This window comes from Metabacillus malikii, assembly GCF_030813355.1.
Taxonomy (GTDB): domain Bacteria; phylum Bacillota; class Bacilli; order Bacillales; family Bacillaceae; genus Metabacillus; species Metabacillus malikii.
The window spans coordinates 1-14,784 of the sequence record NZ_JAUSUD010000007.1 but is presented as its reverse complement, the minus strand read 5'-3'; the positions used below and the strand labels follow the sequence as shown (position 1 = coordinate 14,784).

At 34.8% G+C, this 14,784-nt stretch carries 13 protein-coding genes, 2 pseudogenes and 1 other annotated feature; of the genes and pseudogenes, 3 read left to right on the top strand and 12 right to left on the bottom strand.

From position 1 onward, the window contains the following. Window positions 1–106: 106 nt before the first annotated feature. Entirely contained in the window at window positions 107–775 is a 669-nt protein-coding gene (gene mecA / locus J2S19_RS08715; protein ID WP_307340211.1) for an adaptor protein MecA, read from the bottom strand. A gap of 6 nt (window positions 776–781) precedes the next feature. Next, window positions 782–862: pseudogene (locus tag J2S19_RS23705) on the bottom strand (hypothetical protein); the annotation flags it as partial. 432 nt (window positions 863–1,294) lie between these two features. On the opposite strand from J2S19_RS23705, the gene J2S19_RS08710 reads away from it, so the two are divergent. After that, window positions 1,295–1,969, top strand: coding sequence for a TerC family protein (locus J2S19_RS08710; RefSeq protein WP_307340208.1), 675 nt, complete (start codon window positions 1,295–1,297; stop codon window positions 1,967–1,969). A 116-nt stretch (window positions 1,970–2,085) separates the two neighbouring features. Here the strand turns inward: J2S19_RS08710 and spxA are convergent, their stop codons facing one another. The 8 genes from spxA to J2S19_RS08670 form a co-directional block, all read right to left on the bottom strand. Next, a complete protein-coding gene (spxA, locus tag J2S19_RS08705; RefSeq protein ID WP_307340206.1) occupies window positions 2,086–2,481 on the bottom strand; it encodes a transcriptional regulator SpxA in 396 nt (131 codons plus the stop codon). Between the two features lie 750 nt (window positions 2,482–3,231). Then, complete coding sequence (locus J2S19_RS08700; protein WP_307340205.1) at window positions 3,232–3,807, bottom strand: GNAT family N-acetyltransferase; 576 nt, start codon at window positions 3,805–3,807, stop codon at window positions 3,232–3,234. A gap of 165 nt (window positions 3,808–3,972) precedes the next feature. Further along, window positions 3,973–4,107 (bottom strand): hypothetical protein, encoded by a 135-nt coding sequence (locus J2S19_RS08695; RefSeq protein ID WP_307340203.1) that lies wholly within the window; start codon window positions 4,105–4,107, stop codon window positions 3,973–3,975. Between the two features lie 141 nt (window positions 4,108–4,248). Further along, window positions 4,249–5,187, bottom strand: a complete 939-nt coding sequence (locus tag J2S19_RS08690) for an ABC transporter ATP-binding protein (RefSeq protein WP_307340199.1) — start codon at window positions 5,185–5,187, stop codon at window positions 4,249–4,251. Beyond that, the gene (locus tag J2S19_RS08685; RefSeq protein ID WP_307340196.1) at window positions 5,184–6,230 is read right to left on the bottom strand and encodes an ABC transporter ATP-binding protein; all 1,047 of its coding nucleotides are present in this window, start codon (window positions 6,228–6,230) and stop codon (window positions 5,184–5,186) included. Before J2S19_RS08685 ends, J2S19_RS08690 begins: the two co-directional genes overlap by 4 nt. Before the next feature lie 19 nt (window positions 6,231–6,249). Further along, entirely contained in the window at window positions 6,250–7,272 is a 1,023-nt protein-coding gene (gene opp3C, locus J2S19_RS08680; protein ID WP_307340192.1) for an oligopeptide ABC transporter permease, read from the bottom strand. Then, the gene (gene opp3b, locus J2S19_RS08675; protein WP_307340189.1) at window positions 7,272–8,201 is read right to left on the bottom strand and encodes an oligopeptide ABC transporter permease; all 930 of its coding nucleotides are present in this window, start codon (window positions 8,199–8,201) and stop codon (window positions 7,272–7,274) included. Before opp3b ends, opp3C begins: the two co-directional genes overlap by 1 nt. 133 nt (window positions 8,202–8,334) lie before the next feature. Continuing rightward, entirely contained in the window at window positions 8,335–10,020 is a 1,686-nt protein-coding gene (locus J2S19_RS08670) for a peptide ABC transporter substrate-binding protein (protein ID WP_307340186.1), read from the bottom strand. A gap of 337 nt (window positions 10,021–10,357) precedes the next feature. Here J2S19_RS08670 and J2S19_RS08665 point away from each other — a divergent pair, with 337 nt between their 5' ends. Both J2S19_RS08665 and trpS read left to right on the top strand, forming a co-directional pair. Beyond that, complete coding sequence (locus J2S19_RS08665; protein WP_307340183.1) at window positions 10,358–10,714, top strand: DUF3899 domain-containing protein; 357 nt, start codon at window positions 10,358–10,360, stop codon at window positions 10,712–10,714. A 148-nt stretch (window positions 10,715–10,862) separates the two neighbouring features. Beyond that, window positions 10,863–11,067: a binding site (T-box leader), on the top strand. A 123-nt stretch (window positions 11,068–11,190) separates the two neighbouring features. Continuing rightward, the gene (trpS, locus tag J2S19_RS08660; RefSeq protein WP_307340180.1) at window positions 11,191–12,180 is read left to right on the top strand and encodes a tryptophan--tRNA ligase; all 990 of its coding nucleotides are present in this window, start codon (window positions 11,191–11,193) and stop codon (window positions 12,178–12,180) included. 345 nt (window positions 12,181–12,525) lie between these two features. Here the strand turns inward: trpS and J2S19_RS08655 are convergent, their stop codons facing one another. Together J2S19_RS08655 and J2S19_RS08650 are read right to left on the bottom strand one after the other, a co-directional pair. Then, complete coding sequence (locus J2S19_RS08655) at window positions 12,526–13,281, bottom strand: YjbA family protein (RefSeq protein WP_307340177.1); 756 nt, start codon at window positions 13,279–13,281, stop codon at window positions 12,526–12,528. 101 nt (window positions 13,282–13,382) lie between these two features. After that, window positions 13,383–13,933, bottom strand: a pseudogene (locus J2S19_RS08650) (DUF2268 domain-containing putative Zn-dependent protease). Window positions 13,934–14,784: the final 851 nt, after the last annotated feature.

The following is a 14,784-nucleotide window of genomic DNA, read 5'->3' as shown; positions in this document are numbered from 1 at the left end:
GGAATGTCTAAGCAAACAAAGTAAAACACAACCAAAAATGAACCAAAATAAAAACCCGAGATCGAATGAACCGGGTATCATTTGCAAAGCTATTTATTCAATTTATTTAGTCAAAATGCTTATTTATGACTTTTAAGGCATGGTCTTTCGCAATTAATGTGCCATATTCCTCTAGACGATGTATCGTAACACGAGATTCTTGTCCATATTCTAATATAATACTTAGTGAATTTTCAATTTGCTCATCTGTTATTTCTTCACTGAATTCGATAAATAAATAGTATGTTTGCTCTAGTGAATAGAGATGATTTGTCATTCCCGTTAAAAATGAGTATTTTGAAAGTGAAATAATGTTTTCTAAATCATTGAATTTAAATACGAATTGTAGCTCTTGTTCAACCTCTTCGACTAGTTCCTCGTGTGCATCATCTGATTTTGAGAAGCCACCAAGTAAAGATTCAACACTCTCATCTATTGGAAGTTCTTTTAATTTATCATCTGCGATTGGAAGTTCAAGTTTTTGTCCATCTTTTGATACTTGTGCCTTCGTTACGATAACTTCTAAGCCTTTATCTAAAGCTTGAACTTGTATCCAAAGTGGACCTTCGATCATGAATTCTTCTTCCTCATGAACTTCATCCATCATTTCCCAAAACAACTCTTCACTTCTATCCCTGTTATACCAAATTTCATCCCTATCAAAGCCACGTTCTTCTATATCTAAATACGAAATGTAAAACTTTACAGTATTTTCGTTGATTCTTTCGATTTCCATCACTTAAACCTTCCCTTCTATATAAGATGTTGAAGGGACAACCCCCTCCAAGTGAGGTAGTTGTACATTCCTACACTTTACCCAAATTTATTTAAATTTAACCATTGAATAAAGAAAAAGTGTTAGTAGGTAACCTTCTCTCTACGCTGAAGATGCTCTTCTACACCTTTATCGGAGTTTATACAAGTAGATAATCTTGTACTCCTATTTTATGATAAAACGTTCTTAAATGAAATAAAAAAGTCCTCATTTCGTAAAAACAGTTATTTTACCTATATGTTCACACTATCATAATTTATGATTACCTTCATATAATTGTACGAGCATAAGAAAACTTATCCATTTACCTTATAAAAACCAAAATTCTTATGAGGTAGTTTTCAGAAATTCTCATAATGGATAGTAATCATTGAGTACCCGTGGTGTCTCACATTTAATTCCTATTAACCCCAATATAACATAATAGAAAACCTGAATTTTTAAGGTCTTTTAACTAAGCTGAAAGAGGGTATTTTATAAATGGAACATGATTTTTTCCTATCACTATTAGTAATCATCGGTATTGATTTAGTACTTGGAGCTGATAATGCAGTTGTCATCGCTATGGCCAGTAGAAAATTGCCGGATAAACAGCGCAATAAAGCAATCATTATTGGTACATGCTTAGCTATTTTAACACGAATTGCCATTACACTAATCGCCGTTTATCTATTGAGAATACCCTTTTTACAGTTAATTGGTGGGGTTTTCCTTTTATATATTGCATTTCACTTAATTGTTGGCAAAGAAGAAGATTCAAATCAAATTGAAAGTCATAATTCATTATGGAAAGCAATAAAAACAATTATAATTGCAGACTTACTAATGGGTTTTGACAATGTCATTGCAATTGCGGGAGCAGCACAGGGGCAGATGATATTAATCGTAATCGGATTATTTATTTCGATTCCTATCATAATTTGGGGCAGTAAGTTAATTTTAAAATTATTAACAAAATATCCGCTTCTCATTTATGTTGGCGGTGGTTTATTAGCTTTTACATCAGGGAAAATGATTATCAATGAACCAAGACTACAGGCTATTTATCAGGAATATCCTGTCATGGCACAAAGCTTACCACTTTTAACAACATCGTTTATATTATTAGCTGGCCTCATCTATCAACACGTATTACAACCTAATTCAAAATCATAAAGGTTAAGAACAACAAGCAAAAAGGTGACTTTTCAAAAAAAAGATATGACCCCTCAATATATTTGAGGAGTCTTTTCTTTTTATATTATATTCATATTTCATTATTCGGATATAAGCTAATTAACTAAACGTTGTGCCTCTTTTAATTGATAAGTACGAACACGACGAGGTAAGAAACGGCGTATTTCATCTTCATTATATCCAACTTGTAGTCTCTTCTCATCAATGATAATAGGACGACGTAACAGTCCCGGATTATCTTGTATTAATTTATATAAGTCTTGAAGTGGCATATTTTCTAAATTTATGTTTAACTTTTGAAAGATTTTTGAACGAGTTGAAATAATTTCATCTGTTCCATCCTCTGTCATTCTTAAAATTTCTTTAATCTCTTGAATGGATAAAGGTTCAGATAATATATTTCTCTCTACGTATTCAATAGAATGTTCTTCTAACCATGCTTTCGCTTTTCTACATGAAGTACAACTTGGCGATGTATATAATGTGACCAATTCACTTTCACTCCTCTATTTTTGGAATGGATTAACAATATGTTGATTGAAATTACTTTAAATTAAGAATCACTGTTTTTATTATACTATAAAAAAGTAAGTATGCATATAAAAATTAAGATTAAAAGTGTGACAATCCGATTACAAACATTAACAATCCTTATGTAATCATACTACAATTCGACCTTTTTTTCTCAACGAGCGTTTTGTAATTGAGAAAATTTTATCTATTATTTACTTCATTAACTAGTGTTTTCTTCTAAACTTCTTGTTTTTTGGCATACTTTAAAGTGTTGTTTGTGTATCATTTAACTATACAGACAAATTTAAAAATTCGACAAAGATTAAAAAATAACCTTTCTAAACAAGATTTGACATTACTGTAGAAATTCCAACAATTTTGTCAAACTGACATCGTCTTTTTAAGTAAGGCTGTTTTCGCAAACATTGTTGCTTTTTACTTAGTTGTCGATATGGGTTGGTTTCCTCTTACAGTACTCGCTTTCTGCGGGGTGGGTGGTGAGCCTCATAGCTCCTAGCGGCACGAACAAGCAAACTTCAGGTCATCTCCCTACGATAAGTCAATGCAAAAAACAACAATCTTTTAGAAAAGTAGCCTTTAGTTAACACAGAAGTTAAAGTCCTATCCCCATTAAGTGGGCATGATAAACTCTTCTGTCTAGTTACCCTTGCCCACTGTGAATAAGAATTAAAGCATGTACCCTGCATTTTACAACCAAACTAACTTTTTTATAGATTATCTAAAATATTGGAATCCCTTTTTGTTTCATCTAAGGTAATTGCTTCACGTGCTGACTCATAGGATTCACCATATATTTCTTTATCTTTGTACGTATGGATTAGGTTATACGTTTTAATCATCGCTTTATAAATATCTTCCTCTGATTCCTCATTCGGTGACCAATATAAAATTTCCATTTTATTCACTTCATTTGTCGCAATTGACCTGCGCTCGTAACCAATCGTTTCTGCATGATGAAAGCCTTCTCTTTTATAAAACTTTAGTCGTTTTTCAGTGTCTGTATCGTCATAATTAACAGGTTCTACCTCTAGTATAATAGGCTTGTTTTTCTTTTTTAATTTGGTAATAAGTTTATGACCTAACCCCTCACCCCGAGCATCCTTTGAAACGAATAAATAATCAATAAAAATAAAATCATCGAGCTCTACATACATAAGGACGTGATTTTTCCCTTCATCCTTAATATAAATATCGGCACGTTCTTTCAGTAATAATTCCATATGCTTTTTAGATTTCATTTCTTCAATCGGAAAGTATTGATTTAACTTTTCATACCAATTCAATGTCAGTCTCCCCTTATCTATAGGTGTATGGAACAATCTCTTGTTGCTATTGGTATATAGTTAGATATACCCTGTTACATTATCATTAAACGTGTAATTGTTTGCTATAAAACCTATTTATCCGCTTTCTAAGACATTGTTTTATTTTAACTTAGTTGGTTGCTGCTACATCCACCCTTTTCCTCGAGATTGGTAGCGATCCTCATCGATCCATCTGCTCGAATAAGCAAACTCCAGGTCCATTGTACGTCTGGGGGCAAATTGCTCCGCTTTTCGTAAAGCTTGACGTATACGCTGCATGAATCACAGTGCCCCTCACCACCAATCAGGACTCTCGCACTCAGCCCCATAGACCCTAATAAAATTAGGGAAAAAGCCATAAAGATAGTCTTATTAAAACAAAAAAAGATGACTCATATTGCTACGAGTCATCAATTATTATTAAACATATTCTTTTTTATATTTTTCATATTCAGCTTGTGAACACATCACATAATGACCTTTTTTTATTTCACGAAATGATACATCTTCATCAGGTTTATATTGATGCTGACTTGGGTCATATGTTTTGCGAACCCGTGAACGTTCGTAGTTAGGGTCTGGTAATGGAATTGCTGATAATAACGACTGAGTATAAGGGTGAATTGGATTTGAATACAATTCATCCGCGTCAGCTAATTCTACAAGTTTACCGAAGTACATCACACCAATCCGGTCACTAATATATTTTACCATTGAAAGATCATGTGCAATAAATAAATATGTTAAGCCTTTATCCTGCTGCAGCTTTTTCAATAAATTCACTACTTGTGCTTGAATTGATACATCAAGGGCAGATATCGGTTCATCAGCAATGATGAATTCCGGTTCTACTGCAAGTGCACGCGCAATTCCAATCCGTTGTCGCTGTCCACCACTAAATTCATGCGGGTAGCGATTGGCATGCTCTTTATTTAATCCAACTGTCTCAAGAAGCTCATGTACACGGTTCATACGGTCTTTTGGTGATTTAGCTAAGCCATGAATATCAATACCTTCAGCAATAATATCAGATACCTTCATTCTTGGGTTTAAAGAAGCTTGCGGATCTTGGAAAATCATTTGCATTTTACGGTTAAACTGTTTTAGTTCTTTTCGTGATTTTTTCCCGTGCACGTTTTCACCATTAAATAAAACTTCACCGTCAGTTGCATCATATAGTCTAATGATTGTCCGTCCAGTCGTAGACTTACCGCAACCTGATTCACCAACTAATCCTAGCGTTTCTCCTTTATATACATCGAAGGAAATATTATCTACAGCACGTACTTCATTCGGTTTACCAACATTGAAATATTGCTTTAAATTTTTTATCTCAACTAATTTTTCTTTTGAACTCATGATTGTTTCCCTCCTTCTTCAAGGAATTGCCTTTTACGGCGTTTAACCGCTTCGGGTGGCTCAACCTTTGGTGCATCAGGATGTAACAACCATGTCGCAGCATAGTGCGTATCAGATATTTTAAACATTGGCGGTTGTTCTTCTAAGTCAATTTGCATCGCATATTCATTCCTTGGTGCAAATGCATCACCTTTTGGTGGATGTAATAAATTTGGAGGAGTACCTGGAATCGCATATAACTCCTCATCCTCAACATCTAAATCAGGCATTGAGCTTATTAACCCCCATGTATACGGGTGCTGTGGATTATAAAATAATTCATCGACCGTACCGACTTCAACAATTTTCCCACCATACATGACCGCAACACGATCAGCAACATTCGCAACTACACCTAAATCATGGGTAATAAAGATGATAGAAGTATCAATTTTCTTTTGTAATTCTTTCATAAGTTCCAATATTTGTGCTTGAATTGTCACATCCAATGCTGTTGTTGGTTCATCAGCGATTAGTACTTTTGGATTACATGCAAGAGCAATTGCGATAACAACCCTTTGTCTCATACCACCTGAAAATTGATGTGGATATTGATTAAATCGCTCTTCTGCGTTCGGTATCCCTACTAGTTTTAATATATCTATTGCTCGTTCCTTCGCCGATGCTTTGCTTAATTTTTGGTGTTTTACAATCGGCTCAATGATTTGTTTCCCAACCTTCATCGTTGGGTTTAACGATGTCATTGGATCCTGGAAAATCATTGATATATCTTTCCCACGAATCTTTTGCATTTCTTTATTCGACAGTTTTGTAATATCTTTATTTTCGAATATGATTTCGCCATTTTTGATTTCAGAGTTCGACTCAGGTAACAAGCGCATAATTGCCTTTGTCGTTACAGATTTCCCTGAACCTGACTCACCGACAATCGCCAAAGTTTCACCTTTATATAAATCGAACTTCACTCCACGAATTGCTTGTACTTCACCAGCAAACGTATGAAAGGAAATATTCAAATCCTTTACTTCAAGAATTTTATCCATATCATTTCACCTACCTTTTCTAGTCACGCATCTTCGGATCAAGTGCATCACGTAATCCGTCTGCAATCATATTGAAACAAATCATAATTAAACTGATTACAATTGCTGGGATAATCATTTGATAAGGATATAGTTGCAACACTTTAAATCCGTCATCAATAAGTGTTCCTAATGAAGCAAGTGGCGGTTGCAGCCCTAAGCCGATAAAGCTTAAAAATGCTTCAAAGAAAATCGCATTAGGAATTGTAAACATTGTATTGACGATAATAACTCCAGCTAAGTTAGGAACTAAATGCTTGCTAATTATTTTTCCATTCGATAAACCTAAAGTACGAGCAGCTAATACATACTCTTGCTGCTTTAATTTCATCACTTGGGCCCGTACAACCCTTGCCATACCAACCCAACCGGTAACAGTTAAGGCAATTGTAATTGATAAAATACCGGGGTCAAGAACAATGATCATCAGTATTACAACAACTAAGTTTGGAATACCAACTAGAATTTCAGTAATACGTTGCATGATATTATCCGTTCTGCCGCCAACAAAACCAGAAATTGCGCCGTAGATGACGCCGATAATCATATCAATGGCAGCAGCTAAAAGTGCGATATATAAAGAGATTTGTGTACCTTTCCAAACTCGGGTAAATAAGTCTCTTCCAAGACTATCGGTACCTAACCAATAATAGTTCTCAACATTTTTTACTTCATAAGCATTATACGTATCACCATTTTTTCGTTTCAATTCACCGTCAAATGGTAACCAGCTTATATTTTCAAGTCCTTGTATTCTTGGCGGTAAATTATTATGTTTTAAATTTTGCTCGTCAACACCATAGCTATTTAAATGAGGACCAACTAAGGCCATGATTGTGATAATTGCTAAAATAAACAAACTAACAATTGCACCCTTATTCTTTCTCACACGTAGCCAAGCATCTTGCCAATAATTCAAGCTCGGTTTATTAATTTCTTCGCTTTTATTGGCATCGATTTGCGCGGGAGCAAATTTGTCTTTACTTATTTTTTTTAAATCCATTATTTTTTCCCTCCCGCTAGGCGGATCCGAGGATCAATTAATCCATACAGTAAATCAACAATAAGTATTACGACTACGAATAATACAGCAAATAAAATCGTCGTTCCCATAATAACAGGGTAATCATTAACTGTTATAGATTTAACAAATTGCTCTCCTAATCCTGGAATACCAAAGATTTTCTCAATAACTAATGAACCAGTCATTAAACTCACGACTAACGGTCCAAGAACTGTTATAACTGGAATTAATGCGTTCCGTAAAGCATGTTTAAATGCAATATCAAACCAACTTGCACCTTTAGCCTTCGCTAGCGTAATATAATCAGATTCCAACACCTCAACCATTTCTGTTCTTACAAAACGAGCGGCTGTTGCAATTGGAAACATTGCAAGGGCAATTGTTGGCAATACCGTGTATTCAGGGCCGCGCCAGAAAGCAACTGGGAACCAACCAAGTTTAACACCAACATAATATTGTAATAATCCAGCAAACACGAATGATGGAATTGATTTACCTAAAACTGCAACAAAAGTTGAACTATAGTCGACCCACGTATTTTGCCTTAATGCAGAGAGAACACCAAGAATGATACCAAAAAATGTTCCAAATAAAATTGCCTGGAATCCAAGTGTTGCCGATGGTCCAATTGCATCCATTAAAATTTGTGTAACACCTACATTATCAAATTGGAAAGATATGCCTAAATCACCTTTCACCATATTCACCATGTAATTCATATATTGAACAGGGATCGGTTCATCTAAACCGTACTTGTCTTTCATAATCGTTAGCTGCGTTTCTGATAATTTACCAGCATTTGTGAAAGGTGTACCTGGGATTATTTTCATGAGGAAAAAGGTAAAAGTGGCAATTAAAAATAGAGTAATGATCATGTAAATAATACGTTGTGTTAAATATTTAGCCATATTCTCGCACCTCCTAAAAAATTTAAAATTTTCCGCATAATTCGACAATTTCAAACAAGGGAAAAGAGAGCATATTGACTGGCAACATACTCTCTTTCTACAATGAAGGTCATTGTAAAATCAACTTACTGATTTATTTAACTGAAGCCCATTTATAGCTGTACTCTGGACCAACTAAGTGATACGTGAAGCCTTCGATATTGTCACCAACTAATACGTTAGAAGAACGTTGGTATAGCGGCGCAATTGCAGCTTCTTCTTCAAGTAACACACGTTCAGCTTCAGCTAATGCTTCATAACGCTCAACAGGTTTTTGAGCCAATGTTGTTTGCGCATCTTTCACTAGCTTGTCATATTTTTCACTAGAGAAATCCATTTTGTTATTTCCTCCACCTGTTAACCATAGGTCAGAAAACGTCATTGGATCTGGATAATCTGGACCCCAACCAGCTAATTGGATGTCATAGTCTTGAGTGTTTTCACGGTCTAGACGAACACTAAATGGTACACTTTCAACTTTTAGTGATAGTCCAGGTAAGTTTGTTTCTAATTGATTTTTAATATATTCAGCAGTCTTCTTCGCGTTTTCAGTGTCATCGCCTAAATATCTAACTTCCACTTTATCAGTGCCAAGTTCTTTTAATCCTGCTTCCCATGCTGCTTTTGCTGCATCTAAATCATATGGTAGTAATTCATTACCATTAATTTCACGGAAATCTTTACCTGTTTCATCATTTTTAACAAATTCGTTAGGCACAGCATAATTAGCTACAACCGACCCATTGTTAAGTACACTGTTTACATAATCTTCTTTATTAATTGCTTGAGCAATTGCTTTACGAATATTTACATTTTTCAAAGCTGGATTTTCAGATTGGTTAAATTTCAACCAGAATACTGTTGGTTCTAACCAATTAACCATTCTGTCGTCACCTTCATATTGAGGTACGATATCAGAAGATAATTTACCTGTAACATCTGCCTCACCAGTTTCAAAAGCGTTCGCAGCTGCTTGAGGGTCTTTCAATACATTCCATTGAACTTTTTCAAGTTTTACTGTATCTGCATCCCAGTAGTCATTATTTTTTGTATACGTCCACTCTGCAGAAGTACTACCTTTCCAATCTGTTAGTTTAAATGGTCCATTATAAACTAAGTTATCAGAAGTTTTACCGTAGTTTTCACCTTGTTCTTCAACAAATTTTTGATTTTGTGGATAGAACGTTGGGAATGCCATTAAAGATTTAAAGTATGGAATCGGTCTTTCTAACGTTACTTCAAGTGTTTTTTCATCAAGTGCTTTAACACCTAACGTATTTAAGTCATATTCTTTTTTCTCTGCACCTGCAGCTGAAATTTCTGCTGCACCTTTAATTTTTCCGTCCATCATGTAGGGACCGTATGGTGATGCAACCGCAGGGTCAATTGCACGTTGCCATGCATAGACGAAATCATTCGCCGTTACAGGATCACCATTTGACCATTTTGCCGCTTCTTTAATTTTAAATGTGTAAACTGTACCATCTTCACTAACTTCAGGTTCACCTTCAGCAACACCTTCAACAACTTCTTGTTTAGGATCAAGACGATATAAACCTTCATTTACGTTATTTAATGTTGTAAAGCTTACAGTATCTTGTGCCATTACACTATCCATTGAAGGGATAGATGCTGACTCTAACGCTGTAATTTCTTGTGCTGCTTTACCCTTTTCAGCACCCTTTTTATCTGATCCAGTATCGCCGCCACCACATGCAGCTAAGAACATACTAACTGCTAAAAGCAATGATAAAACCAATGTGAATTTTGACTTTTTCACATCATGACCTCCCTTTCAGTATTAAAATTAACTCATACGGATTATTATACAAGTATTCAAACAATTTTGTATATATTTTTTCAGGAAAATGTATACAAGTTAGTGATAGCAAGCTATACAGAGATTAAAATAGTTCCAAAGAACTATATTACTTTGTCTGTTTAATAAACAAACGCTTTAAAACATTGAATTGATAAAGTTTTTGTAAAAATGTCATTCATCTAAGATTTTTATTTACATTGTGAATATTCAAACAATTTGCAATTTCAAGATAGTTTTTTTATACACTTCCTCTTTGATATAATTGAATTACTACGCTTATAAAGGAAGGATACTTTTGATTAAAAAGCTTATCATGCTCTTTTTCTTTTCAATCATTATTACAATTTTAGTTCCACTTATAACCTATCGTGAGTTGACTTTACTTCATTTCATTAATACCACCTTTTTTATCGGGGGCTTCTTCTTATTCATCTCCCTCTTAACGATTACGGTTAAAAGCGGTTTTTTTGATGTTGTCACATATGGATTCCGGAGAATGTTTGTATCTAAAGGCAAAGAACTTACTAAGCAGGAGGCGCTTGAAATCCCTGCTATGTCAAAACTAGTTACTTTTGACCATGCAATCCTTCTTTATAATGGATTAGCTTTACTATGTATCATGCTCATTGCATTAGGGATTTATTACAATTAAGAAGCATTTGCATTGTTAGCGATATGTTATGTTAGTGGCCGTGACATAAATTCGTCATGGTAGTTGCCTCGCTTCTGTAAATACTGACATACAAACTTGTCAAAATAATTTGCAAAATAAGGATTGTTTTCATATAATAAGAAAAAAATAGTAAGCGATGACAAAGAGTAGTACATATATGATTCATTTACAGAGAGCCTGTGGTTGCTGTAAACAGGTAATGGTCGATATGGAATGGACTTTCGAGCTTCTAAGCTGAAATAAGTAAGCTTAGACGTATTCTTGCGTTAAAGACATGAGTGATTTTCTGTTTAGAAATAAATAGGGTGGCACCGCGGTCCATCGTCCCTATATAGGGGATGAGTGGGCTTTTTTGTATTTCTCGGAAACTTCACAAAAGTGAAAATCTAGGATTACCCTTAGCAACTTATGTGCAAATAGAAAAGATAACTTGTATAACAATTGGAGGAATCATGATGAAAACAATTTTTTCAGGAATTCAACCGAGTGGTTCAGTTACACTTGGAAATTACATCGGAGCATTAAAGCAATTTGTCGAACTACAAGATGAATATAACTGCTATTTTTGTATTGTTGACCAGCATGCGATTACAGTACCTCAAGACCGCCTCGCGCTACGAAAAAATATCAGAAGTCTTGCTGCACTTTATATCGCTGTTGGAATTGATCCCAAGAAGGCAACTCTATTCATTCAATCGGAAGTTCCTGCCCATGCACAAGCAGGATGGATGATGCAATGCCTAGCCTACATTGGAGAATTAGAACGAATGACACAGTTTAAAGACAAATCAAAAGGGAAGGATGCAGTCTCAGCTGGACTTTTAACATATCCTCCATTAATGGCTGCAGATATTCTTTTATATCAATCAGACTTGGTTCCAGTTGGGGATGATCAAAAACAGCATCTTGAAATTACAAGAGATTTAGCAGAACGTTTCAATAAGAAATACAATGATATTTTTACAATTCCAGAAATTCGCATCCCAAAAGTAGGGGCAAGAATTATGTCACTTGCCGAGCCCACAAAGAAAATGAGTAAATCAGATCCAAACACTAAAGGCTTTATCACATTATTAGATGAACCGAAACAAATCGAGAAAAAAATAAAAAGTGCCGTAACTGACTCTGAAGGAATTGTAAAATACGATAAAGAAAACAAACCTGGAATCTCTAACTTATTATCGATTTACTCAAACTTAAATAATGAATCGGTAGAAGATATTGAAGCGAGATATGCTGGTAAAGGTTATGGAGATTTTAAAGCAGACGTCGCTGATGTCATAATTCATACTCTAGCTCCTATCCAAGAGAAGTATCATCAGCTAATGAATTCAACATTATTAGATGACATACTTGACGAAGGTGCTGCAAAGGCGAACGCACAAGCTAACAAAATGTTAAAGAAGATGGAAAATGCGATGGGACTTGGCAGAAAACGTAAATAATTTTGAGCATATCATGGTCAGCCTCCACCTACGAACACTGATGTAAAAGTGTTTGCGGAGCCTGACTATTTTTTCATAGCTTCACGATTTATAAGCTCTATTCTAAAAGATTGTGGCTTTTGCACTGATTTAATGATTTGTTGGAGTTGATTGCGAGATTCCTGCGGGATGCACTATCCACCCCGCGGAAAGTGAGGACTGTAAGAGGAGACAAACCCTAAACGACAACTCAGTTAAAAGCAACAATATTTGCGAAAACAGCCATTTATAAATAAGAAAAACGATATGCTTGTCCACTATCTCCAATGAACCTTCATATCGTTTCCTATAGTATGTAAGTATATATTAATTTACTTTTGATTCATGCTCCATATCCCAGAGCTTTTCAAAAAATGGCTGTCCTTTAACAAGTCTCTCACATAAATGGACGTGCTTTTGTGACCAACCTTCAAGTGTTTCTTCGTATAATTTACTCCAAACTTCATCAAATGCACTATCTTGAATTTCATGATACATCGTAGGATTCCATTCAGTATACCAATATTTTACTTCTGCAGCATTTTTCGTACCTTGTAATTGATCAAGTGCCATAAATAATAATTGCTTTAATTGTCTTTCTTTTCTAGTCAATCCTCTTACGTATTCTGGAGCTAATGAAAGAATATGATATTCCTTATCTTCCATTTCATCTTTCAGTGATTCAATTGAATACGTTTCAGGTTCAATATCTTTTATCATTTCATAAACTAATTGTTCCTGACGAGGAATAACTCGGCTTTTTCTAATCGGAATTGTATAGCCAATCGTATCAACTACTAAAATTCCAATACCATCTGTTACAACAAAACAATAGTCTAATTGGATTCGTTCATGGTTTTTTCTAATATAAGCTTTTTGGAAAACATCTTTTAGTAGACCAGGTGGCAACTCCGCTAAATTGTTTTCTATGTAGTCAAATAGTAGCGAATTTACCTTGACTAAGGGAACCTGATCTAAAAGTTCAACACTGTCATCTTTTCTCCATTCATGGAAATGACAAACATTGTAACCATTCTCTTCACCTTCAAACCAATTTACCCAAACATCATGAAGAAATAACATTTTTTACCCCTCACTTCATCACCATTTGTCAAACAGTATAGGCAAAAAACAGAGAAATTATTCCAACATCACTGATATACATTGAAAACACTAGTAATTATTTACTCTATAAACTTTTCAGCAGCAACTCCGATTAAATCCTTCGTTTTACATCCTGTTCGATTCATATACTTTTGAACTAAATAATAGCCAACGGCATAACCAACCATATTTGGATATAACCCAGTCCCGTATAAAATTTGTGTAGTAATCGGATGTTTACGTGTTAATTCATGATTAGGCATAATAATCCTTTCCAACAAGCGATCAGCCTGATCATCATTGTAACGCTTAGCCCATGACGAAACAGCCGCTTCTCCCAATTCCTCACGTACAGCATTTTCAGCTAAACCTTCCATAATGACAATATCAATCAAGCTAAATTCCGCTTCTTTTTTTCCTACTGAGGCTAGGCGACACACATGGTGATATTCATGTATAAATAACGGTTTTATAGATTCTTTCTCTATATGCGATGATAAAAATAAAAAAGCTTATCATAAAAAGCTACCCCTGCTCGCCCCTTATACTCCACCTGTATTTTTTGATTATGCTCATCACAAGGAAGCGTGAAAATTGGAATATCAGGTCCTTGCCATTTAGCACGAAGCATCGTTTCATGTCTTTGTAAGAACTTCAAGATTTTTGTATCTTCAATCCGTTTCATCCATTCATCTGTTGCCTTAGCTTTTTTTGACATCCCATACATTCGAAGGTTATTTTCAATCTGTTCTTCACTCAAATTTGCAAAATATGGTTTTAATAAAGGAATAATCGATTGTTCCTTTTTCATCCACTTTATAGTGTTGATAACACTCACATTGCTCACCTCACACTTATCTATATGTGATTGTTGAGGGAGTGGTTCATGACGTGGTGACTTTTGATTTTGTTAAAAGTAATAATAATTTGAAATGGTTTCAATGTTTATGAGGAGATTTTAGTAATTGCACTGCCTTGATTTATGCATAGGATTTTTCAATGCAACTATTTTAGATGTATTTTATTTAGCGGGACCTAAATTACTGGTCTCTTATGTTTATTATTTTCAGTTTCATCGCACCTTTGAATCGAGTTATGTTTTAACGTCAAGTAGCTAAGCATGTAGATTTTCGACTATATAAGAATGTTCAATGTGGTGAGTGAGGGATGTTTAGGATTCCCTATGCATTTGGATGTCCTCTTTATTTGTGAAGTGGATTTTTGGTAGGGACTGGACTCTCTTGTTTATCGGTTCCATCATTCTATGCATTTCTGTTAAGGACAACCTCGATCCGACATACTATACACTTTTAGTATTCATACCTGGCATGAAGAACATTTCTTCCTTCTTCAAATTGATTTTTGGTCTTCATAATTGCCATGAAGGACATTTCTTTCCTCTTCAACATTATTTTTGGTCTTCATACCTGCCATGAAGAACATTTCTTTCCTCTTCAACATTATTTTTGGTCTTCATACCTG